We start from the raw sequence: 24,084 nt of genomic DNA on the forward strand, positions 1-24,084 counted from the left end.
CACCTTTTTATTAAAGTTCATACTAGCTACTAAGCATTATCTTGCTCATGCTCTTCAATATCTTTTCTAAGGTCTAGTTTTCTAAAAGCAGGAGATATAATTCCTGTAGCAACCACAGTAATTATTGTCATGGTACCACCAAAAACAACGGCAGTAACAGTTCCCATAAGTCTTGCTGTTAATCCGCTTTCAAAAGCACCAAGCTCGTTAGAAGATCCTACAAACATAGAATTTACAGAAGCTACACGCCCACGCATATGGTCTGGCGTACGTAATTGTAATATTGTTTGACGGATAATCATAGAGATTCCATCCAACATTCCGCTAAAGAATAATGCCAATACAGAAACCCAGAACCATGTTGATAAACCGAAGATGATAATACAAACTCCAAATCCGAAGATGGCACCAAGTAGTTTTAATCCCGCATTTTTATTAAGAGGAAAATAGGCAGAAGTGAACATCGTTATTAAGGCACCTACAGCTGGTGCTGCCCTTAATACTCCAAAACCTTGGGAACCTACATGCAAAATATCTTGAGCAAAAACAGGTAATAAGGCTACTGCTCCCCCAAAAAGAACAGCGATCATATCTAAAGTAATAGCTCCTAAGATAATCTTAGTATTGAAGACAAATTTTACACCTTCGCGAAGACTTTTAAACACATTCTCCCCTATATTAGGATTTAAAATAGGCTTCTTGGGGATTTGCAATAAATTAATGATAGCAATTAAAGAAAAGGCAAATATTAAACACATAGACCAATGGACGCCAATCCAATTAATACTAAATCCCGCTAATGCAGGACCTAAAACAGCCCCCATTTGCCAAACAGAACTACTCCAAGTAGCAGCATTTGGATATATTTTTTTAGGTACAATTAAGGAGAATAAAGAAAAAATTGTTGGTCCGAGGAAAGCTCGTACAATCCCTCCAAGGAAAACTAAAAAGTAAATACAGTATAATACAATATCTGTTGACCATGCCCCCACAACTCTTGGCCACGTTAAGAGAAAGAGTCCGAAGCTAATTACCGAAAACCCAAGAATACATTTTAATAAGAGTCCTCTCTTTTCCTTCTGATCTACAATATGACCAGCAAATAACGCTAAAGAAACGGCAGGAATTACCTCCATTAAACCAATTATTCCCAATGATAATGGATCTTTAGTAATGCTATATACTTCCCATTCTATTACCACAAATTGCATAGACCATGCAAAAACCATGGCAAAACGTACAATTAAAAATATATTAAACTCTCTAAAACGTAAAGCTGCGTACGGATCGTTTTTTTTCAAAGTAGGATTATTTGAAGTTGGTTTTATATCCAATTCTTGTTAATGGATAATCAAAGGTAACGATATCTCTGAAATTTTTAAACGGTTTTATCGGCAATGATAATTAAGTCACAACCAGTTGAGAACCAATCCTCCAAAGGTAATTTCAGTCGATTATGTGCTAATTTTTTACGATGAAATGCAAAATTTTAACATTTACATATGATCTAATTCAGAAATGCGTCCGTAGATAATACAAAACCACTTAAAATTGAATCGTGAAATGCCTCTTTTAAAAGTACGTTTCAGAAACAGAAAATTAAATGGGTTTTTCAATAAGAATTAAAAAATTTAAACTTATTAACAGATGAAAAAAACAGCAATAACATTATTTACAATTGCCTTATTAACTTCTTGTGTATCGAAGAAAAAGTATGTGGAGTTAGAGCATGAAAAAGGAGAAATCCAAAGTCAGCTTCAAAAAACACAAGTAGAAAAAGAAGAATTGGAGACAAAGTTTTCTGCAATACAAAATCGTGTTGATGAATACAATAGCAAGATAAACAGCCTAACAGAAGAGAACGACAGTAAATTGGTAACTGTTGGTGATGTGGCTGTAATTTCTGAAGAAACTAAAAGAGGAATGCGTACTACACTTCAAAATGTAGATCCTTCTAAACTTAGTGAGGCTAAGACATTGAAAGATTCTATGAATCTGGCGGTTTCTTATAACCTACAAAAATCAATGAATAATAGCAGCTTAAATGAAGATGAAGACATCGCTATTAATATTGAAGAAACTGTTGTTATGATTTCTATTTCTGATAAGCTTTTATTTAACACTGCTAGTTATAGAGTAAGTAACAAGGCTGATGATATTCTCCAAAAGCTTGCAGATGTAATTAATTCTGAGCCTAGTATTGAGGTTATGGTTGAAGGGCATACAGATGCAAGAAGCATCCATAATGAGAGAGTTCAAGATAACTGGGATTTAAGTGTCTTAAGAGCAACATCTGTGGTTAGAAAACTTCAGAATGAATTTGATGTAAGTCCAGAAAAACTAATTGCTTCAGGAAGAAGTAGCTTTGAGCCATTAGTTTCTAATGATACAAAAGAAAATAGAGCTAAAAACAGAAGAACGAGAATTGTTATTTTACCGAATATCAATAAATTCTTTGCATTGATGGCTTCTAACGAATAATACAGTTTAAAATTAACACACACTTTAAGCTGAAAACGTCTTACTCTTAAAAAGGTAAGACGTTTTTTTATTTCTTGGCTTTAGCTTTTACAGGCTTGATAACAAAAGGAGTAAACCAATCCCAAGTTACCCCGATAGAAAACCGTGCATAGCTATCTACAAAACGGTAGTTATAATCATCAAAACCAGCAGAAAACTGCGCTATAAACCCTAAATCTGTATCCCAAGGAAATATCATAGCTCTAGTTTGCACTCGGTAGGGATCTGTAGAAGGATGCGCCCCTAAATGAAGGTATAAATCTTGCCCCACTACATACCTAATCTTATTATTTATATACCCAGAATATTCGTATTTAAACTCTAACTGATGCCTCCCATATAAGTCGATATCTTCATCATTGTAACCACCAAAATCAAACAATCCAAAAAAGCGATTGTGATATAACTGATAAGTAAAAGTAAAGGAGTGAATTCGGTGAGGGAAATCATCCAAATCGAGATCATTAATGCGGTAATTAAAGGAAAGCCTAGTTAAGTTTGTAGAGTAATTTCCACTGGTTCTGTTCAGCATTGCTGCCAGATCGGTATCGTCTGTAATGGTAGCGTAAATCTCTTTACTTTCTTCAGACTCATCATCAAACTCTTCACTAAAGGCACTTTTAGACTGCCCGTTTGAGTAATGACCACTTTCAATAGCCAATGTTAGGAAGTTATTTTCAGCAGTTTTAATAATTGGTTGCCATCCAAATAATATCTTATAAGAAGGTGTTTTTATAGGCTTTGAAGTTTCATTATACATTCTCAATTGAGGCTGGAATGAAGCATATATAGCATAACCAGGAGTAATTGTATCTGCACTCAACGAACGTCTGATATCATTATATATACTATAATACACAACAGGTTTGGCATCAAAAAGCATGGTTTCATAAGGGTTGTTTCCCACTCCCCCCATTACGTACGGTCTCTCTGCAATTGGATAATACTCTTTAAAATCGGAAGCCTTTTGATGCTTCTGCGCAACCAAAGAAAACGTAGTGATTAAGAACGCAAAAAGTACAACAATCTTTTTCATAACTAATTTATTAAAATATAAAAAGAGGCATTCAAAACAGTAAATACTACTCTTTTGAAAACCTCTTTTAAAAGTACAAATGTATTATTATTTATCGGCAGAAACCTTCCAGATAATTCCAGAATCATCATCATTTACCAATAAAGATCCTTTAGGAGTTACAGTAACATCCACAGGACGTCCGTATACTTCTGAGCTCTCATCGCTAGCAATAAAACCACCTAAGAAGTCTTCTGGTTGCTGTGGTTTTCCGTTACTAAAAGGAACAAAAATTACTTTATATCCAGCAAATTTAGCTCTATTCCATGAACCGTGTTGCCCAACAAAAGCACCATTTTTATATTTAGCAGGAAACTGATCTGCAGTATAAAAAGTAAGACCTAAAGAAGCGGTATGACTTCCTACTGGCACATCTGGGATAATTGTTTTATCTACCATTTCTTGATGTGGATCTTCTTCCCAACGAGGATCGTTAATAGCCCCATAATAACTAAATGGCCAACCATAAAAACCTCCTCTTTTAACGCTTGTAATATAATCTGGTACTAAATTATCTCCCAGTCCATCACGCTCATTAACAGCTGTCCAAAGTTCTCCGTTAGCAGGATTCCAATCCATTCCAACAGGATTTCTAATTCCTGTAGCATAAATTTTTTCTCCAGTACCGTCTAAATTAACTTCTAAAATAGCCGCACGTCTTTCTTCTTCTTCCATTCCATGTTCCCCTACATTACTTGCAGAACCAACAGAAATATATATTTTATTCTTTTCTTTATTCGTAATTATATTTCTGGTCCAATGGTTATTATATCCACCTGCAGGAAGATCTACTATCTTCTCCCCTTCTGATGTGATTTTATCTGCACCTTCAACATACGGATATCTATAAAGTCCGTCAGTATTTGCCACATAGAAATAGTCGTTTACAACTAAAATTCCTAAGTTTTGGTGCAATCCTTCTAAATAAACATGACGTTCATCTACTTCTTCATCACCATTAGTATCTCTTAATAAAGTAATTCTATTTGCTGTATCTTTACCTGTATTTGCTTCAGAAACAAAAACATCTCCATTATCCGCAATGTATGTCCAACGTGGATGTTTTAAATCACCTGCATATCTTGTAACTGTAAAACCAGACAATGCTTCAGGAGTTTTACCTTCAGGCCAATCGATTACAGTACTAGATTTAGCTACAGATTTTGTAGAAAAAGGAGCTGGCAACTCAAGACTACCAATAGCAGTTTCTACAACAGTGGTTGTATCTTTAGCTACTTCATCTGGAGTAGCCTCAGCAGTATCCGTATTTTGATCCTTACAACTAGCTAGTACAATTGGTATGGCTAGTAAATAAATTATTTTTTTCATAGACTTTTAAGTTAAATGGGTTATCATTCTAAGATACATTTTATTCTAGATGATGAAAAGATTCCGCCTAAATTAGCATTAATTTAACAATACAAAGCTGACTTTTTCTAATACTATAAATGGCTATGAATTAGAAAAGTATAGCTATTAAATAATGTAATTAACTAAACTTCAGTTTGGCTGCAATAATATGATTCTTCTTTCTCAATAGAATAGTACTTGCTATAAGAGCAGAAAAAAGCATCACAATAATCATAGGAAAAACAGTTTCATTCTGAAAAATTCCGACCATACTGGAGGCTACAGACCCCATTAGCATTTGAATAGCTCCCATTAATGCGGAAGCATTTCCTGCTGTGTGCCCTAATCTTTCTAATGATAATGCAGAAGCATTAGGAAAGATAAAACCTAAACAGAATAAATAGCTAAAGATTAAAAATGTAGTGATATAAAGGTTTGAGAGCTCAAAATAAGTTACCAAAGCCCACAAAGTAGCAACAACACATTGGGCAATTAATGCAATGTAGATGATTTTCATTTCTGAATGCTTCTTTAATATTATATTGTTTATCTGACTTGCAGATAATAACCCAGCTGCAATTATTGCAAACACGGTTCCGTATTGAGCTTCATTTAAATTGAAAATTTCTAAATACAAATGTGGAGAACCACTTAAATAAGCATACAACCCAGCATAAGCAATAGCTCCACCAAAAGAAAAGATTAAAAACTGACGGTCTTTAAGAATATTGATATAATTTCTAACTACAGTTTTTGGTTTTAATGAAAAGCTCTTATTAGGAGCAGCCGATTCTGGTAAAAACACAGCGGCAACACCCAGTAACACTAGTGCAAATCCTGTAAGGGTAATAAATATAAACTGCCAATTAAAAGAAGTGGTGATAAAAGAACCCAACGTAGGTGCAATAACTGGAGATACCGCAACTACCATCATCAGCATTGAAAATTTACGCGCTACCTCTTTTGTTTTATATAAGTCTCTTACTATAGCTCTTCCCCCTACTAATCCTGCACAAGAGCCTATTGCTTGAAAAAATCTTAAAAGTATTAGTCCAAAAATAGTATCTACATAAGCACAACCAATGGAAGCTATCATATAAATTATTAAGCCAATAAAAATGGGGGTTCTTCTCCCAAAACGCTCTAATAATGGTCCATACATTAACTGACCGATTGCGAGTCCAGCAAAAAAACTAGATAACGATAAAGAGACTTTTGCTACATCGGTATTTAGGCTTTTCGCTATATCTGCAAAAGCTGGTAAATACATATCTATAGATAATGGACCAATGGCCGTTATTAACCCTAGAATTAGGATCAGTAGCGTTTCATTCTTTTTATTCATCTGTTTCTTTAGAAATTTAAGGATGCAAAATTACTACGATATATTAGTCTTAAAAAACTTATTGATAAGAAATGTAGTTAAGGAATTTATAAAGCTTCAAAAGAAGAACTCTAATAATGAAATCTAAATACTGTATTTTAGCAGTAATGGACATAAAATCAAAACATATCCAACAGCAATACGAGGGCTATTTACAAACGCCAATTTTATGGGAGAATGTTCCTGTTTTTGGGCTCCATCAATTTAAGATCCCTAAACAAGTAATAACTGTTTTTAATCGTGAAACTCCAAAGAACCTTCGCTTAGGAAAACTTGTAGAGTTCTTTGTTAGCAGCGAATTATCGCAAAATAGTGATATTAAAATATTACTCGAAAATTATCAAGTTCAAAATGGGAAGCAAACTATTGGAGAGATTGATTGCATATTATTGCATGAAAACAAGCCTATTCATTTAGAAGTTGTTTATAAGTTCTATCTATATGATGAAAATGTCGGAACTACAGAAATTGAACATTGGATTGGTCCTAATAGAAATGACACCCTTATTAAAAAATTATCCAAACTAAAAGAAAAACAACTTCCTTTACTTTATAATGAATACACAGAGCCAATCTTAGATAAGCTCCATCTTAAGTCTGAAGAAATATCGCAAGCTGTTTTATTTAAAGCACAGTTATTCACACCCTATAAAGAAACCATTGGATTCGAAAACTTAAATAAAGACTGTTTAAAGGGATTCTATGTGAACGTTTCTGACATTAATCAGTTTCACGATTGCAAGTTTTATATTCCATCGAAAAAGAACTGGTTATCAGAAGTACATTTACAAGTTGATTGGATGGTTTATAAACAGTTTTCTGAGCAAATAAATATACTAACCGAACAGAAAATGTCTCCCCTTTGTTGGATCAAATTCCCGAATGGATTAACAAAGAAATTTTTTGTTGTTTGGTGGTAATCATAAAGTTCTTAAAAACAAAAATCGCCATTATTTCTAATGACGATTTTATTGTTTATTTATAAGCTATTAGCCAACAATTTCCTTTTGAGTAATATATGGCTGATTGTAATGTCTTTGCCCAGTAGCTTTATATAAAGCATTTGCTAGAGCACCCATTATTGGTGGGAAAGGTGGCTCTCCTAAACCAGTTGGATGTTCTTTATTTTGCACAAAGTGAACGTCTATACTCTTTGGTGCTTCTCTATGACGAATCATTCTGTAGCGATCGAAGTTTGTTTGCTGAGGTTTACCATCTTTAAATGTTAATCCCCCGTACATTGCTTGTCCAATTCCATCTACAGTACCCCCTTCTACCATATTTGTTGCTGCGATAGGATTAACTACGATTCCGCAATCTACAGCACAATATACTTTTTGAACAACAGGAGTTTCTTCTTCCATGACCATCTCTAATACATTAGCTACATAAGAATTATGACAAAAATAAGCAGAAAAACCACGGAATACGTTACTATTATCTTTAGGTGACCAATTAGATTTATCTCGCACTAATTCTAAGACGCCAGCATAACGCTTAGGATCGTAATCGTTATTTTCTCCAACTGGATTATTAGTTGCTTTTTCTAAAAGCTCCAAACGGAATGCAATAGGATCTTTCCCCATACTCTCTGCAAGTTCATCTAAAAAAGACTGTTCTGCTCCAGCAATAAAGTTTGATCGAGGTGCACGAAATGCCCCAATTGAAATATTAGATTTTAATTCCCAAGACTCAGCTAAGTAATTATCTATTGCTCCAGCTGGGAATCTATTTGCAAATAGAGGACTTTCTGGAATTCCTCCCGCTCTCACATGAAAGCCTATTAAATTTTTGTCTTTATCTAATGCTGCTCTATACGTAGCATGGTATGCAGGACGATAATTTCCAAAAGTCATATCGTCTTCGCGCGTATAAACTAATTTTATGGGAGCTTTCATTTTCTGTGAAATCACAGCAGCCTCTACTACAAAATGTCCATAGAGTCGTCTTCCAAAGCCACCACCCTGACGGGTCATATCTAATTCTATTTTATCCAATGGTAATCCGATTCTAGCAGAAACAGATTTCTCCATAAATTCTGGAGTTTGAATAGGTCCACTTAACATGGCTTTCTCTGCAGTAACATTTGCAAAGAAATTCATAGGTTCCATTGTATTATGCGCTAAAAATGGAGCTGTATAACTACGCTCTATGATTGTATCTGCATTTTTAAAAGCCTCAGCGGGATTTCCATCTTTTCTGACTTCCTTAGAAAGCTTTCCAGAAAGTTTATTCATTTCTTCGAGGTGAGAAGATGTATTTTCCCCACCCGCAGGAATTGATTGTTTAAAACTACCATTTCCAGAAAAATTGGTGTATTCCTCGTCATAACCTTCAAAAGATTCCCAATTTACTTTTAATGCTTTCTTAGCATTCATCACTTCCCAAGTAGAATTACCTACCAACACAACAAGTTCAGGAAAAGCATCAGCATCAAACATATTTTTCAGATAACCCTTTTCATAGGTATTGATACTGAAAACATCTTTAATTCCAGGCATTTTCTTCACTTCCGCAGCATCAAAAGATTTTAATTTCATCCCGAAAGCAGGAGGATGAACAATCATTGCAATCAGCATATCATCGGAATATTGATCAATTCCAAACAATGGTTTTCCTGTTACAATATTCTCTCCATCTACATTTCTAGTTTGCTTTCCTATTATTTTAAAATCATCAAGCTCTTTAAGCGCTACTTCCTCTGGAGTTTCCAATGTAGCAGCCAATGAAGCTACTTCTCCATATCCTATCGATTGATCGCTTTTTTTATGATATATAATTCCTTCTTCCGTAGTAATTTCTTCAATAGGAACTTCCCATTTCTGCGCTGCAGCAGCTTTTAACATATGCCTAGCTGTTGCTCCAGCCATTCTGAGACCGTCCCATGCTTGGCGAATAGACTGACTTCCACCAGCCAATTGACGTGTAAATATTGTGGTGTTTAAAGGAGCCTGTTCTACGATAACATTTTTCCAAGCTACATCTAATTCTTCAGCAACAATCATTGGCATAGAAGTTTTTACATTCTGCCCAATTTCAGGATTAGGAGACATAATAGTAACCATACCATTATCGCCAATTTTTAGATATCCGTTTATTTCAAACCATTCTTTTGGTAAATCTGCTACTTGCTCAGGAGATGGATTACAGGACGCAAGCCAACTAAAGCCAATAACGATACCACCTCCTGCTAATGCAGAGGTTTTTAAAAATGATCTTCTACCGTATGATGTTTTTATAAGAGTCACAAGTTTTGTTTTAGAGATTAATTAATAGAGGCTTTTACAACTCTGTAGCAGCTGTTTTAATAGCAGCTTTTATCCGAGTATAAGTACCACAACGGCAAATATTACCATTCATGGCATCGTCTATATCATCGTCTGTAGGGTTAGGATTGTTATTCAACAAAGAAGCCGCAGACATAATTTGCCCTGCTTGACAATAACCACATTGCGGCACATCATGTTTTAACCATGCTTTTTGAACTGGATGATCTCCTTTCTCCGACAATCCTTCTATTGTAGTTACTTTTTGCTCTCCAACTGCAGAAACTGGAAGCTGACAAGAACGAACAGCGACCCCTTCAATATGGATAGTACAAGCGCCACATTGAGCAATCCCGCAACCAAATTTGGTTCCAACAAAACGAAGATGATCTCTTAAAACCCATAACATAGGCGTAGTAGCATCTACATCTATACTATGCGATTTCCCATTAATATTAAGTTTGTAATTAGGCATACTTTCTTTTTTGATTAATTTAATAAAAATCTATTAAATATAAAGTATGAAAATCAAACATTAACGTCTATTTCGTTGTAATGAGCTTAAAATGGGCATTAATTATAGATAAATAGTAAGTCCTATTTAAGTTTAAACCCTAATAATCTTAAAGCATTTAAAACTACAACTAAAGTAGATCCTTCATGCATAGCCACTGCTATACCGATGTTAGCAAAGCTGAATAATGTAGCTGGAATTAATATAGCTACCATCCCTAAACTGATAAATAAATTTTGCTTAATAATACGTTTAGACTCGCGACTTAATGCTATTACAAAAGGAAGCATTTCAATTTTATCTGACATTAAGGCTACATCTGCAGTCTCCAGAGCAACATCGCTTCCAGCTGCGCCCATTGCAATTCCAACAGTACTATTTGCCATTGCAGGAGCATCGTTAACCCCATCTCCAACCATGGCGATTTTTCTATTTCCCTTTTTTAGTTCTTGAATTGCTTTTACCTTTTCTTCTGGTAACAATCCTCCTTTAGCTTCCGTAAGTCCTATTTGCTTAGCTATTGCATCGCCAACATTTTGGTGGTCCCCAGTAAGCATTATCATATTTTTTATCCCTATTTCTTGCAACTTTTCTAAAGTGCCTTTTGCAGTCTCTCTTGAAATATCCATCACACTAATTAATCCTATGAGCTCGTTATCTAAAGCTACTATCATAACCGTGTGCCCATTAGCCAATAAATCGTACATTTTAGTTTTAACCTCTTCAGAAAGAATAATTCCTTGATCGCTCATCAACGCTTCATTTCCTATAAAAACTTTCTTTGAAGTATATAATGCTTGGATTCCCTTTCCTTGAATGACCCCAATCTCTGCAGCGCTGTTACTAACCTCCAAGTCATATTTAGAAATAATATCTTTTGAAATTGCTTTTGCCAACGGATGATTACTTAAGTTCTCAACATCTAAAACCAATTGTTTGAGAGTTTGTTCATCAAAACCATTATAAGAGATGATGTTTGTAAGTTTAGGTTTCCCTTCTGTAAGAGTTCCTGTTTTATCAAAAGCTATGGTGTCTAGGCTGCCTAAATCTTCCAAAGCCCTTCCTCCTTTAATCAACACTCCGCTTCTTGCTGCTCTTGCAACACCACTAAGTACAGCACTTGGCGTAGAAATTGCTAATGCACATGGACTTGCTGCGATTAATACCGTAATAGCACGGTATAAACTTTCTTTAAAAGTTTCATCTATTACTAAATATGCAAAGCACAATGCTATTACCAAAATAATTACTGCAGGTACAAACCACTTTTCGAATTTCTTAGTTAAGCGTTGTGTTGGTGATTTCTGAGTTTCTACTTCACTAACCATTTTTATCAAACGAGAGATAGAAGAATCTTCACTTAACTTTAAAACTTGAACTTCTAAAACATTATTCCCATTTAAAGATCCCGTATATACCAAATGATGATTATCCAAAGTATTAAAATCTAACTCCTGACTATTATCGACGATAGCTGTTTTATCCACAGGAATACTCTCTCCAGTAATAAAAGCCTGATTAACACTGCTATTTCCTTTGATAATAACACCATCTGCTGCCACTTTACTATTTGGTTTTACGACAATTATGTCATTCAGTTTAAGTGCTTCTATAGAAACTTCTTTAGTAGTGTTTCCTTCTTTTAAAAGTGCTGTTTTTGGAGATAATTCTCCCAAAGCTTCAATAGATTTTTTAGCTTTATTCATAGCATAATGCTCTAAAGAATGCCCCAAACTGAATAAAAATAATAATAAAGCTCCCTCTGCCCAACTCCCAATGTATGCAGCTCCTAAAGCGGCAACAATCATTAGGAAATCTATCTCAAACTGCTTTTTAGCAATTTTTTCTATAGCTTCTTTTAAAGTAAAATAGCCACCGAAGAAATAGGCTATCATGTAAAAATATACATACCCATCCCAAGAAACCATTTTACTGATTATAAAAGGAATGATTAAAAAGATCCCACTTAAAATAGAAAAATATAATTCTGTGTTTCTTCCGAAGATACCATGGTTATGCTCATGGTTACATCCCTCTGAAGAGTTTTTATGTTCATGCTTACTCATCAATATTGCTTTTTATACTACCCAAATATAAAACAATACCTAATGCACAGTATGTGCATTATTCTTGATTACAGTCATCGCATATTCCTCTAACAATCATATTTACATCATCTGGTATATACCCCTTTGGAAGCGCTATTTGTGGGATTTTATGTTCTGTTAAACACATTGTATTCTCGCATTTAGTACAGTAAAAGTGTAAATGCAAATCTGTATGCTTTTCTAAGTGATTTTCGTGTACGCAAAGTGCATATTTAGGAATGGTAGAGCCATCGTTTATTTGATGCACTAGACCACTATCTTCAAATGTTTTTAATGTTCTATATAAAGTTGTTCTTTCTGATTTTTCAAAATTATCTTCAATATCTCTTAAACTAACTGCATAGGTATTATTCTTAAGAAAGTCTAAAATTAGAATTCGCATTGCCGTTGGTCTTATCTTATGATCTTCTAAATGCGCTGTACTGCTCTTCACAACTTTGTTTCTAAATTAATTTGAATATGCTAAAGTTAAAAAATAAGTGATAATCGCCCTAGCATTAAGCTATATTATATTCTTGTTAAAGATTCATAAAAGAGAATGAACATTCATTTTATAATATAACTTTGTAGGCTGAAATTAGTTGTTATTTATAAAGAATGATTCTTATATAAATATGTAAAGCATTTAATGTAGATAACCAGATTTCAAAATGAAAGTTTACATATATTAGATAAAATAACAAACATGGAATTATTAGATAAATTAAAGTGGAGATATGCTGCAAAAGCAATGAATGGCAAAAAGGTTGATCAAGATAAAATCGATCGAATTATTGAAGCTGCACGCTTAGCTCCAACATCAAGTGGGTTACAACCTTTTGAAATTTTTGTAATTACAAATCAAGAGATAAAAGAAAAAATCAAGCCTGTAGCTTGGAACCAGTCGGTTATTACTGATTGCTCACACTTATTGGTTTTTGCTGCTTGGGACACTTATACTGAAGAAAGAATTAATAAGATGTTTGATCTTACCAATGAAATTAGAGGATTTAAAAATGAAGGTTGGGAGAACTACAGACAAATGTTATTAAGTTCTTATCCTCAGAAAGATGCTGAAGAAAACTTTAATCACGCCGCTAAACAAGCTTATATAGCATTTTCACAATCTATTACTGCAGCAGCTTTTGAGGGCGTAGATGCAACTCCTTTAGAAGGGTTTGATCCTACTGCTGTTGACGAGATTTTAGGATTAAGAGAAAAAGGCCTTAGAAGTGCAGTTTTATTACCATTGGGTTACCGTGAAACTGAAAAAGACTGGTTGGTAAACTTAGTTAAGGTTAGAAAAAGTACTGAAGATTTAGTTACTGTAATAGATTAGACCACTCTCTAATTTAATATAAAAGAAAGCGCCCCTCTTTAACAGAAGGGCGCTTTCTTTTTCTCTAGCAATTAATTCCCTAATTAAGGTAACAAAACAGTGTCTATAACATGGATAACACCATTAGATTGATAAACATCTGCAATAGTTACTTTAGCTTTATTCCCTTTAGCATCCATTACCCAAAGTTTTTTTCCTTTTTGCATTACCACTAACTCTTCTCCATTTACAGTTTTAAGTTTAGCTTTCCCCATTCCTTTTTTTACAGCTTCCATCAATGCCTCAGCATCCATTTTACCTGCTACTACATGATACGTTAAAACTGCCTGTAATTGTTCTTTATTTTCAGGTTTTAGTAATGTTTCTACCGTTCCTTCTGGTAACGCTTCGAAAGCTTTATTTACTGGTGCAAATACTGTAAATGGACCTTCCGATTGCAAAGTTTCTACCAAACCTGCGGCTTTTACAGCAGCTACAAGCGTCGTGTGGTCTTTGGAGTTTACGGCATTCTCTACAATGTTTTTTGTTGGATACATTTCTGCACCTCCAACTATTTTTGTGTCTTGTGCCGAAGCATACATAGAAGTTAATGCAAAAACCGCTATTAAGATTCCGTTTTTAATACTGTTACTTTTCATAGTGACTATTTTTTGTTTTATACAATCACTTACGCAAGTTTATCTGGTAGGGTTTTATTTTAATTGTATTAATGTGAAAAAAGATTTCAAATATTTTTATAAACTACTAACATCAAATCAATTGGACTATATAATTTAATAACAGTTTATAATTCAGAATGCCAAAAAAAAATGAATCATGGGAAAATAGCACGTATTGGAATCGAAAAAACATCAATAGAAAAGAATTATTTATTTAAATCAAACTATCACGATACCAGAATTACACCATGAATTTTAACCATACTATATGAAAAAGTATGCATTTTATTGCTTAACTTTATGTAATGGAAAATAAAGATTACATAAGAATATTTACTGGAAGTAGTATTCAAGCAGGGTTATTACAAAGCAGACTTGAAGAAGTCGCTATAAGTCCTGTGATTAAAAATGAAACAGAATCAGCACGATTGGCTGGTTTTGGTCCTTCTGTTATCAATCAGGTGCAATTATTTGTCCACAAAGATGAACATGACAAAGCGCTAGAAATTTTAACAGGAATAGAAAAAGAATTTTCAGAAGAATAAAGACTTATTTTATAATTTAAGAAACCCCAAAGAAATTAAATCTTTGGGGTTTCTTTTATACAATGAATTTCACTTGGGTTATAAAGCATTCAACTTTATATAATTAGTTTTTGTTAAAACCCAACGATTTACTTCTTGCTCAAAATTTAAGGAACCTGGAATAGTTTTATACTTCTTCAGAAATTTAAACCCTACTTTCTCCAACGTTTTATTGGGCGCAGGATTTAAATTTATAAAATATAGTCAGTACTTATAAAGTTAGAGGCTTTACTACCCAATAAATCATTTAAAATACGATTGTTATACTCATTATCTTTAGAAGCTACAAAAGTTCTAATAGAGAAAGAACGCAGAGCATCGTGCACACTTAATGTACCAACAGCAGAATCTTTACGCCCCGTGAATGGGTACACATCTGGTCCACGCTGGCAAGAGCTATTCAAATTAACTCTACAAACAAGATTTACCAAAGTATCTATTAGCGGTGCTAGCGTTCTAATATCTGCTCCAAAAAGACTTACTTGTTGTCCGTAATTAGAATTCGCAACATCATTTAAAGGTTCTTCAATATCTTTAAAAGGAACGATTGGAATAACAGGTCCAAATTGCTCCTCTTTAAACACGCGCATCTCTTTATTTACAGGATATAAAACCGCAGGGAAGATATAATTATCTGTAACTTCTCCTCCTTTAGCATTTATAATATTAGCTCCATTTGCTTTCGCATCATCGATAAGCTCTTGGATATAACTAGGTTTATCTTCCTCTGGTAATGGCGTTAATTTCACACCTTCTTCCCATGGATTTCCAAACTTTAATTCGTCTACACGCTTAGAAAAACGCTTATTAAATTCTTCAATAACATCTTCATGAACATAAACAAGCTTTAGAGCTGTACAACGCTGACCATTAAATGACAATGTCCCTGCAATACACTCATTAATTGCCAAATCTAAGTCTGCATCTCGCAAAACTATCGCTGGATTTTTTGCCTCCAATCCTAAAACCAAACGAAGTCTGTTTTTATGTGGATGTTGATCTTGAAGTGCTACTGCAGATTTACTATTTCCAATAAGAGCTAAAACATCTACTCTCCCAGATTTCATAATCGGTGCAGCTACTTCTCTACCTCTGCCGTAAACAATATTAACAACTCCTTTTGGAAAACTATTTTTAAAAGCTTCTAATAAAGGAGTAATCAATAAAACACCGTGTTTTGCAGGCTTAAAAATAGCCGTATTCCCCATAATTAAAGCGGGAATTAAAAGTGCGAAAGTTTCATTCAGCGGATAATTATATGGTCCTAAGCAAAGAACAATTCCTAATGGTCCTCTGCGGATATGAGCATAAATACCATCACGCTTTTTAAAGTTCGCAGAATCACGATCCAGTTGCTTAAAATCTTCGATAGTGTCATAGATATACTCTACAGTTCTATCAAATTCTTTTTCAGAATCAGGAAGTGTTTTCCCAATCTCCCACATAATGAGTTTTACAACTTCATCACGCTTGGTTTCCATTTGCTTTACAAATTTCTCCATACAAGCAACACGGTCTCCAACTTTCATTGTAGGCCATAAACCTTTACCTTTATCAAAAGCAACTCCAGCAGCGTCTAAAGCTTCGTTAGCCTCTGGCTCTGTCATATATGGAATCGTTCCTAAAAGTGTAGGTTTATAATCTTCTGTAGATGAAATTGTAGAATATACCTCCGTAGTTTTTCCTGTCCACGGTTTTAGTTGTCCCCCAACCAAAAACTTGTTTTGATGGACAAGCTCTTTTATTTGATATTTTTCTGGTATTTCTTGAAAATTTTTAGTCTTAGTTTCCATAGTTTGTATCCTTTTTTAGCAGGAAATACTGCTTTATATTTTTATACACTAAATAGTAAAGTACGTGATTTTTAGGGGGAAATTAAAAATGTTAAACATGATCCTTTATTTTATACTAAATACTGAAAAAGATCAGGTTTGTTATTTAAGTATTCACCAAAGAAGTTTTTAGATTTCATACGTGCAATTAGCGGTTCTAAATCGGCCTCCGATTTTAGTTCTATTCCAACCACCGCTGGAGCATTTTCTTTAGCATTCTTCTTTGTATACTGAAAATGAGTAATATCATCAGATGGTCCTAATATTTCAGCAACAAACTCTTTTAAAGCTCCTGCACGCTGCGGGAATCGGATTATAAAATAATGCTTAAGGTTAGCATATAGCAATGCACGTTCTTTTATCTCCGCAGTTCTAGTAATATCATTGTTACTACCACTTACCACACATACAACATTCTTACCTTTAAGCTTATCTTTATATTGCTCTAAAGCAGATAATGTTAAAGCACCTGCTGGTTCTACAACAATTGCATCTTTATTGTAAAGATCTAAAATCTCCTGGCAAACTTTACCCTCTGGAACGGTTACCATTTCGTCCAAGAGATACTGACAAATAGCAAATGTTCTGTCTCCAACACGCTGTACTGCTGCGCCGTCTACAAATTTATCTATCTCTTTAAGTTCCGTATTTTCTTTATTCTTTAAAGATGTTTTCATAGAAGGGGCTCCCTGAGGCTCCACTCCTATTATTTTAGTTTGAGGAGAAAGTACATCAAAAACACTCGCTAAACCAGAAGCTAGTCCGCCACCACCAACGGCAACAAACACATAATCGATTCTCTTTTTAGTTTGCTCAAGAATTTCCAATCCAACAGTTGCCTGACCTTCAATAACTTTTTCATCATCAAAAGGATGAACAAAAGTCTTTCCAACGCGTGTACATTCTTTCATTGCGGCTTTATAGGCATCATCAAAAGTATCACCTTCTAAAACAATGTCTATGTAATCTTCACCAAACATTTTTACCTGCTCAATCTTCTGCCTTGGTGTTGGAGAAGGCATATAAATGGTACCTTTAATTTTTAACTCTTTACAAGAATATGCAACTCCTTGGGAATGATTTCCTGCGGAAGCACAAACAATTCCCTTTGCTCTTTCTTCTTCGGTAAGCGAACTTATTTTATTATAAGCACCACGAATCTTATATGAACGAACTACCTGTAAATCTTCTCTTTTAAGTAAAACATTAGCCTCAAACTCTTTAGAATAGCGCAAGCTATAGGTTAAAGGTGTAACTGCTGCAACCCCATTTAGGGTTGCAGCAGCTTTTCTAACATCTTCTAATTTTGGTATGTAAACTGTTTTTGTCTGCATAATTTTATATAGAATTAGGAATTTTAAAGCCTGTATTAAACAAGGCTAAAATCCTCCCATAAGAATTAAACAATCTTTTTCATGGCAGTCATAGAAGAACGTAGCCATGCTCCAACCTCTTCTACAGGGTGGTTACGAATCTGACTGTTTACTTCTATTAGTTCTTTATTATCAACACCATTATCATCAGAAAAAGCTTTTCCTATAATATTAGTATCTACATTTTTCATGAAGTCTTTTAATAAAGGCTTACAAGCGTGATCAAATAAGTAACAACCATATTCTGCTGTATCTGAAATAACACGATTCATTTCAAACAATTTCTTTCTTGCAATTGTATTAGCAATAAGCGGTGTTTCGTGTAAAGATTCGTAATACGCAGATTCGGCAATAATTCCAGCTTCAGTCATCGTTTCGAACGCTAATTCAACTCCAGATTTTACAAATGCTACCATCAACACCGCATTGTCAAAGTATTCTTGCTCAGAAATAGCAACATCTCCTGCAGGTGTTTTCTCAAAAGCAGTTTCTCCAGTTGCAGCTCTCCAAGTATGTAAATTTTTATCATCGTTAGCCCAATCTTCCATCATTGTTTTAGAAAAGTGACCACTCATAATATCGTCCATATGTTTTTGGAAAAGAGGACGCATTATTACTTTTAATTCTTCTGAAATTTTAAAAGCTTCTACTTTAGCTGGATTTGATAGACGATCCATCATATTAGTGATCCCACCATATTTAAGAGCCTCAGTAATTGTCTCCCATCCGTATTGGATTAATTTAGAAGCATATCCAGCATCAATTCCTTTTTCTATCATCTTATCGAAACTCAAGATAGAACCTGTTTGTAACAATCCACATAAAATGGTTTGCTCTCCCATAAGGTCAGATTTTACTTCAGCAACAAAAGAAGAACGTAAAACTCCAGCTCTATGTCCACCAGTAGCAGCGGCATAAGCCTTAGCTTGCTCTAATCCTTTTCCTTCAGGATCATTCTCTGGGTGAACAGCTATAAGTGTAGGTACTCCAAATCCTCTTTTATATTCTTCTCTAACTTCAGAACCAGGACATTTTGGAGCCACCATAATAACTGTAATATCTTCACGAACTTTCATCCCTTCTTCAACGATATTAAAACCGTGAGAATAAGATAAAGTAGCTCCCTTTTTCATAAGTGGCATAATCGTACTCACAACATCTGTATGCTGCTTGTCTGGCGTAAGATTACAAACTAAATCTGCAGTAGGAATTAATTCTTTATATGTCCCTACCGTAAATCCATTTTCTGATGCATTTACAAACGACTGTCTTTTTTCTTTAATAGCTCCTTCACGCAATGCATAAGAAACATCCAATCCAGAGTCTCTCATATTAAGACCTTGGTTAAGACCCTGCGCACCGCATCCCACGATAACTACTTTTTTGCCTTTTAACTTTTCTACACCGTCACTAAATTCTGAAATATCCATAAATTCACAAACTCCCAATTGCTCTAATTGCTGTCTAAGTGAAAGTGTATTAAAATAATTTGCCATTTTTAATTATAAATTTTAGTTGTTTAATTCTTTAATTGAAGTCCTTTAATAGACTCGAAATTTTCATTTCTGATTTTGATACTGATATTCTTCCTGAACGAACAAATTGCATAATTCCATATGGTTTTAACTGTTCGTACATTTCTTCAATTTCTTCACGTCTTCCTGATTTTGAAATCACGAAAAACTCTGGAGAAACTGTTACTATTTCTGAATGGTTATCTTTTATAATATTCTGAATCTTACGCTCATCAAATAATAAATTAGATGCTATTTTAAAAAGCGCTGATTCTTGAAAAATAGTCTCATCATCTGTATGGTAATATGCTTTAATTACTTCGATCTGTTTTTCGATCTGTCCTACAATTTTACGAGCCCAATCTTCCGTAGAAAAAATAACTATTGTGAATTTAAATACTCCGTCAATCTCTGATTTAGATACATTTAAACTCTCTATATTAATGTGTCTTTTTAAGAATATTCCTGATATTCTATTTAATAAACCCACATTATCTTCAGAATAAACCGATATTGTATATGATTTATTTTCTTCCATTTTACATGCTATTATCCGAATGTTTTACAATGTTTATTACCCCTGAAAAAGATAACATCCATAGTTACATTACAACTTTTAAACTGATTTATATTAACTCAAACGAATATCTGAAACCGAAGCTCCTGTAGGAATCATCGGGAACACATTATTTTCTTTTTCTACACAAACTTCAAGGAAATATGCGTCTGGAGAAGCTATCATCTCTTTAATAGCGTCCTCTAAATCTTCTCGCTTAGTTACCTTTTTAGCTTGAATATGATATCCTTCAGCAATAGCCACAAAATTTGGATTTATCATTTCTGTGGATGCATAACGTTTGTCAAAAAACAACTGTTGCCATTGGCGTACCATTCCTAAAAACTCGTTATTTAAAACAACAATTTTTACTGGAACTTGTGTCTGAAAAATGGTACCCAATTCCTGAATTGTCATTTGGTAACCACCATCTCCAATAATAGCAACAACTTCTCTCTCTGGAGCTCCCATTTTAGCACCAATTGCTGCTGGAAGAGCAAATCCCATTGTTCCTAATCCTCCAGAAGTAATGTTACTTTTAGACTTATTGAATTTAGCATATCTACAAGCTATCATTTGGTGTTGCCCAACATCCGAAACTATTACAGCATCATGATTGGAGCAAACATTAATCTGCTCAATAACTTCTGCCATGGTAATTCCTTCCGTAGTCGGATTAAGGTCACCATTTATTACTTGATCGAATTCTACTTTATATTTTTCTTTAAACTCATTGTGCCAAGCTTCATGCTTATTTTCTTTAATAAGTGGCAGCAATTGCTTTAAAGACTCTTTTACATCTCCTAAAACAGGAACATCTGCATGCACATTTTTATTAATTTCTGCAGGATCTATTTCAAAATGAAGAACTTTAGCTTGTTTAGCATACGTAGATAAATCTCCCGTAACACGATCATCAAAACGCATTCCCAATGCAATAAGAACATCACATTCGTTAGTCAAAACATTAGGGCCGTAATTACCATGCATACCAACCATCCCTACATTTAAAGGATGCGTAGATGGTAAAGCGGAGGCTCCTAAAATTGTCCAAGCAGCAGGAATACCAGATTTCTCTACTAATTCTTTTAATTCTGCTTCTGCTTTTCCTAAAATAATACCTTGCCCCCATACAATCATAGGTTTTTTAGCATTATTAATAGCAGCTGCAGCCTCTTCTATTTTTGAAGTTTCTACAGTTGGATTTGCAGTATAACTACGGATAGCTGTACATTTTTGATAATCGAAATCAAACTCCTCAAATTGTGCATTTTTAGTAATATCTACTAACACAGGTCCTGGACGACCAGATCTAGCTATATAAAAAGCTTTTGCCATTACCTCCGGAATTTCCGAAGCATTTGTAATCTGATAATTCCATTTTGTTACTGGTGTTGAAATACCAACAATATCTGTTTCTTGAAATGCATCCGAACCTAAAAGATGACGTGCTACTTGCCCAGTAATACAAACCATTGGGGTTGAATCTATCTGAGCATCTGCAATACCAGTAATCAGATTTGTAGCTCCAGGTCCAGATGTAGCCATAGCAACACCTACTTTCCCAGAGACTCTAGCGTAACCTTGAGCAGCGTGAGTTGCCCCCTGCTCGTGTCTTGTTAATACATGATGAAGTTTGTCTTTAAACTTATAAAGTTCATCATAAATTGGCATAATAGCTCCTCCCGGATAACCGTAAAGTGTATCTACCCCTTCTGCAAGTAAACAGTGGATTACTGCTTCTGCTCCCGTAACTCTTATCTTAGTTCCGGTTTTACTTTCTTCTTTTCTTAATGTCTTTACTTCCATAAGTAACAATCTATTAGTTACGAATCGAGTCCGCAATTATCAAATTGACGTTTTAGTATTCTAGTTTTTTTATTGCTGAATAATAAAACAGTATTGGATTTTTTCTAAAACTCGTCAGTTACACAACCTTTTGAAGCTGATGAAACTGTTTTTGCATATTTATATAATGCTCCTCTTTGTACTTTTAACGCTGGAGCTTTCCATTTTTCTTTTCTTTTTGCAAGCTCTTCATCAGAAATCTCGATATTAATAGTATTATTAACAGCGTCGATTGCAATAATATCTCCGTTTTCTACTAAAGCGATATTACCTCCAACTTGTGCTTCCGGTGCTACGTGTCCCACTACGAAACCATGAGATCCTCCAGAAAAACGCCCGTCTGTAATTAAAGCTACTTCTTTACCTAAACCAGCTCCCATAATTGAAGAAGTCGGTTTTAGCATTTCCGGCATTCCTGGTCCACCTTTTGGCCCTTCGTAGCGGATAATGACGACATCTCCTTTTTTTACTTTTCCAGTTTTTATCCCTTCATTTACAGCATCTTCTCCATCAAAAACATTTGCAGTTCCTCTAAAAGACAAACCTTCTTTACCTGTAATTTTAGCAACTGCACCTTCTGTAGCTAGATTTCCAAATAATATTCTAATATGTCCTGTATCTTTAATAGGCTTATCTAAAGTTTTTACAATCTCTTGATTCGCAATTAAATTTGGAACATCTTTTAAATTATCAGCTATAGTTTTACCTGTTACGGTTAGACAATCTCCATGAAGCATATCGTTATCTAACATATATTTAAGCACTCCAGGAATTCCTCCTACACCATGCAAATCTTCCATTGAATATTTACCACTAGGCTTTAAATCAGCTAGCAATGGAGTATTATCGCTTATCTTTTTAAAATCGTCTAAAGTGAATTCTACCTGAGCAGCTTTGGCAATTGCTAAAAAGTGAAGAACGGCATTCGTAGAACCTCCAAGAACTGTTACCAATCTAAAGGCATTTTCTAAAGATTTCTTAGTAACAATATCAGAAGGCTTAATATCTTTTTCTAATAATAAACGAAGCGCCTCTCCTGCTTTTACACACTCTTCTTCTTTTAGATTATTATTACTAATCGCAGGATTTGAAGAGTTAAAAGGCAATGACATCCCTAAAGCTTCTATTGCAGAAGCCATTGTGTTTGCAGTATACATCCCACCACAAGCTCCAGCTCCAGGACATGCTTTATGAATCACTTCTTTGTATTCTGATTCATCTATAGTTCCTGCTACTTTTTGGCCATAAGCCTCAAATGCAGATATAATATCTAATTTTTTCCCATTATGGCATCCAGAAGCAATCGTTCCTCCATACACTAAAATAGACGGTCTATTTAACCTCAATTGCGCCATTAAAGCTCCTGGCATATTTTTATCACAACCTACTACTGTAATCAAACCATCATAGCTCATAGCCTCTACTACAGTTTCCATAGAATCTGCAATAATATCTCTAGAAGGTAGTGAGAACTTCATTCCTGGTGTTCCGTTAGAAATACCATCACTAACTCCTATAGTATTAAAAATTAATCCTACCGTGTCTGCATTAGCAGTTCCTTTTTTAACATGCTTTGCTAGGTCGTTAAGATGCATATTACAAGGGTTTCCCTCATAACCTGTACTTGCAATCCCTATAAAAGGTTTTTGTAAATCTTCATCTGTTAAGCCCAATGCGTGTAACATAGCTTGTGCAGCTGGAAGCGTTGGGTCTTGTGTTACTTGGTGACTAAATTTTTTTAAATTCACTTTATATGTTAAATTTTAAAGTATTATCTAATTTTATTCAAAAATATACTATTGTATTTATAAATTTTAAAGCATTTCTTTTTTAACTTTAAATCCAACACCCTTAATAAATAACTACATTACTGATATACAGTTGTTTAAATGTATATTTTTAGGACATTCAAACGCTTTTATTTACCTTTTTTAAGAGCGTTTATTTACTTTATCAATCAATCTTAAGCTAGCTATTTTACTATAACAATATAGTTTTTAGGTATTGCCATAAACTAAAAAAGCCTTCCAAAAAGGAAGGCTTGCTATATTGATATAATATACACTCCTTCCTATCCCCGTGAAATAATCACAGCGACTAGAATAGAAATGATATTAATTATTTGCGTTTTCATTACTACAATATTAGATATAATTTCTAACTTGAAAAAACATTTTTACTTT

At 34.3% G+C, this 24,084-nt stretch carries 19 protein-coding genes; 4 read left to right on the top strand and 15 right to left on the bottom strand.

Annotation, left to right across the window (positions count from 1 at the left end; translation table 11 throughout):
* Window positions 1–29: 29 nt before the first annotated feature.
* Complete coding sequence (locus tag ACN0TY_RS06895; protein ID WP_417443897.1) at window positions 30–1,301, bottom strand: MFS transporter; 1,272 nt, start codon at window positions 1,299–1,301, stop codon at window positions 30–32.
* 346 nt (window positions 1,302–1,647) lie between these two features.
* Here ACN0TY_RS06895 and ACN0TY_RS06900 point away from each other — a divergent pair, with 346 nt between their 5' ends.
* Complete coding sequence (locus ACN0TY_RS06900; protein WP_236958220.1) at window positions 1,648–2,481, top strand: OmpA/MotB family protein; 834 nt, start codon at window positions 1,648–1,650, stop codon at window positions 2,479–2,481.
* Between the two features lie 67 nt (window positions 2,482–2,548).
* On the opposite strand, the gene ACN0TY_RS06905 is transcribed toward ACN0TY_RS06900, so the two are convergent.
* The 3 genes from ACN0TY_RS06905 to ACN0TY_RS06915 form a co-directional block, all read right to left on the bottom strand.
* Window positions 2,549–3,556 (bottom strand): hypothetical protein, encoded by a 1,008-nt coding sequence (locus ACN0TY_RS06905; RefSeq protein WP_417443898.1) that lies wholly within the window; start codon window positions 3,554–3,556, stop codon window positions 2,549–2,551.
* Between the two features lie 87 nt (window positions 3,557–3,643).
* The gene (locus tag ACN0TY_RS06910) at window positions 3,644–4,924 is read right to left on the bottom strand and encodes a PQQ-dependent sugar dehydrogenase (RefSeq protein ID WP_417443899.1); all 1,281 of its coding nucleotides are present in this window, start codon (window positions 4,922–4,924) and stop codon (window positions 3,644–3,646) included.
* Window positions 4,925–5,084: 160 nt separating this feature from the next.
* Window positions 5,085–6,290, bottom strand: a complete 1,206-nt coding sequence (locus tag ACN0TY_RS06915) for a multidrug effflux MFS transporter (protein WP_417443900.1) — start codon at window positions 6,288–6,290, stop codon at window positions 5,085–5,087.
* Between the two features lie 116 nt (window positions 6,291–6,406).
* Between ACN0TY_RS06915 and ACN0TY_RS06920 the strand changes: the two genes are divergently transcribed.
* Window positions 6,407–7,249 carry a DUF1853 family protein gene (locus tag ACN0TY_RS06920; protein WP_417443901.1) on the top strand — a complete coding sequence of 281 codons (843 nt, stop codon included), beginning with the start codon at window positions 6,407–6,409 and terminating at the stop codon, window positions 7,247–7,249.
* Between the two features lie 69 nt (window positions 7,250–7,318).
* On the opposite strand, the gene ACN0TY_RS06925 is transcribed toward ACN0TY_RS06920, so the two are convergent.
* From ACN0TY_RS06925 to ACN0TY_RS06940, 4 genes are all read right to left on the bottom strand, one after another.
* Window positions 7,319–9,577: a molybdopterin cofactor-binding domain-containing protein gene (locus tag ACN0TY_RS06925; protein ID WP_417443902.1), complete on the bottom strand. Its 2,259-nt coding sequence runs from the start codon at window positions 9,575–9,577 to the stop codon at window positions 7,319–7,321.
* A 34-nt stretch (window positions 9,578–9,611) separates the two neighbouring features.
* On the bottom strand, window positions 9,612–10,070 hold the full coding sequence (locus tag ACN0TY_RS06930; protein WP_236958214.1) for a (2Fe-2S)-binding protein: 459 nt from the start codon (window positions 10,068–10,070) through the stop codon (window positions 9,612–9,614).
* Window positions 10,071–10,192: 122 nt separating this feature from the next.
* Window positions 10,193–12,175: a heavy metal translocating P-type ATPase gene (locus tag ACN0TY_RS06935; RefSeq protein WP_417443903.1), complete on the bottom strand. Its 1,983-nt coding sequence runs from the start codon at window positions 12,173–12,175 to the stop codon at window positions 10,193–10,195.
* Between the two features lie 58 nt (window positions 12,176–12,233).
* Window positions 12,234–12,650, bottom strand: coding sequence for a Fur family transcriptional regulator (locus ACN0TY_RS06940; RefSeq protein ID WP_417443904.1), 417 nt, complete (start codon window positions 12,648–12,650; stop codon window positions 12,234–12,236).
* A 252-nt stretch (window positions 12,651–12,902) separates the two neighbouring features.
* Here ACN0TY_RS06940 and ACN0TY_RS06945 point away from each other — a divergent pair, with 252 nt between their 5' ends.
* Window positions 12,903–13,535: an NAD(P)H-dependent oxidoreductase gene (locus ACN0TY_RS06945; protein WP_417443905.1), complete on the top strand. Its 633-nt coding sequence runs from the start codon at window positions 12,903–12,905 to the stop codon at window positions 13,533–13,535.
* A gap of 83 nt (window positions 13,536–13,618) precedes the next feature.
* Here ACN0TY_RS06945 and ACN0TY_RS06950 read toward each other — a convergent pair whose 3' ends face one another.
* Window positions 13,619–14,173: a fasciclin domain-containing protein gene (locus ACN0TY_RS06950; RefSeq protein ID WP_417443906.1), complete on the bottom strand. Its 555-nt coding sequence runs from the start codon at window positions 14,171–14,173 to the stop codon at window positions 13,619–13,621.
* Between the two features lie 326 nt (window positions 14,174–14,499).
* On the opposite strand from ACN0TY_RS06950, the gene ACN0TY_RS06955 reads away from it, so the two are divergent.
* Window positions 14,500–14,739 carry a putative signal transducing protein gene (locus ACN0TY_RS06955; protein ID WP_417443907.1) on the top strand — a complete coding sequence of 80 codons (240 nt, stop codon included), beginning with the start codon at window positions 14,500–14,502 and terminating at the stop codon, window positions 14,737–14,739.
* 230 nt (window positions 14,740–14,969) lie between these two features.
* Here the strand turns inward: ACN0TY_RS06955 and ACN0TY_RS06960 are convergent, their stop codons facing one another.
* From ACN0TY_RS06960 to ilvD, 6 genes are all read right to left on the bottom strand, one after another.
* Complete coding sequence (locus tag ACN0TY_RS06960; RefSeq protein ID WP_417443908.1) at window positions 14,970–16,571, bottom strand: NADP-dependent glyceraldehyde-3-phosphate dehydrogenase; 1,602 nt, start codon at window positions 16,569–16,571, stop codon at window positions 14,970–14,972.
* Between the two features lie 110 nt (window positions 16,572–16,681).
* A complete protein-coding gene (gene ilvA / locus ACN0TY_RS06965; RefSeq protein WP_236958208.1) occupies window positions 16,682–17,944 on the bottom strand; it encodes a threonine ammonia-lyase IlvA in 1,263 nt (420 codons plus the stop codon).
* 65 nt (window positions 17,945–18,009) lie between these two features.
* Complete coding sequence (ilvC, locus tag ACN0TY_RS06970; protein WP_236958207.1) at window positions 18,010–19,479, bottom strand: ketol-acid reductoisomerase; 1,470 nt, start codon at window positions 19,477–19,479, stop codon at window positions 18,010–18,012.
* A 31-nt stretch (window positions 19,480–19,510) separates the two neighbouring features.
* Window positions 19,511–20,035: an acetolactate synthase small subunit gene (gene ilvN, locus ACN0TY_RS06975; RefSeq protein ID WP_417443909.1), complete on the bottom strand. Its 525-nt coding sequence runs from the start codon at window positions 20,033–20,035 to the stop codon at window positions 19,511–19,513.
* A gap of 93 nt (window positions 20,036–20,128) precedes the next feature.
* Complete coding sequence (gene ilvB / locus ACN0TY_RS06980) at window positions 20,129–21,862, bottom strand: biosynthetic-type acetolactate synthase large subunit (protein ID WP_417443910.1); 1,734 nt, start codon at window positions 21,860–21,862, stop codon at window positions 20,129–20,131.
* Window positions 21,863–21,966: 104 nt separating this feature from the next.
* Window positions 21,967–23,649, bottom strand: a complete 1,683-nt coding sequence (ilvD, locus tag ACN0TY_RS06985; protein ID WP_417443911.1) for a dihydroxy-acid dehydratase — start codon at window positions 23,647–23,649, stop codon at window positions 21,967–21,969.
* Window positions 23,650–24,084 lie beyond the last annotated feature (435 nt).

The sequence above is a fragment of the Joostella sp. genome (genome assembly GCF_048266025.1).
Lineage (GTDB): Bacteria > Bacteroidota > Bacteroidia > Flavobacteriales > Flavobacteriaceae > Galbibacter > Galbibacter atrarenae.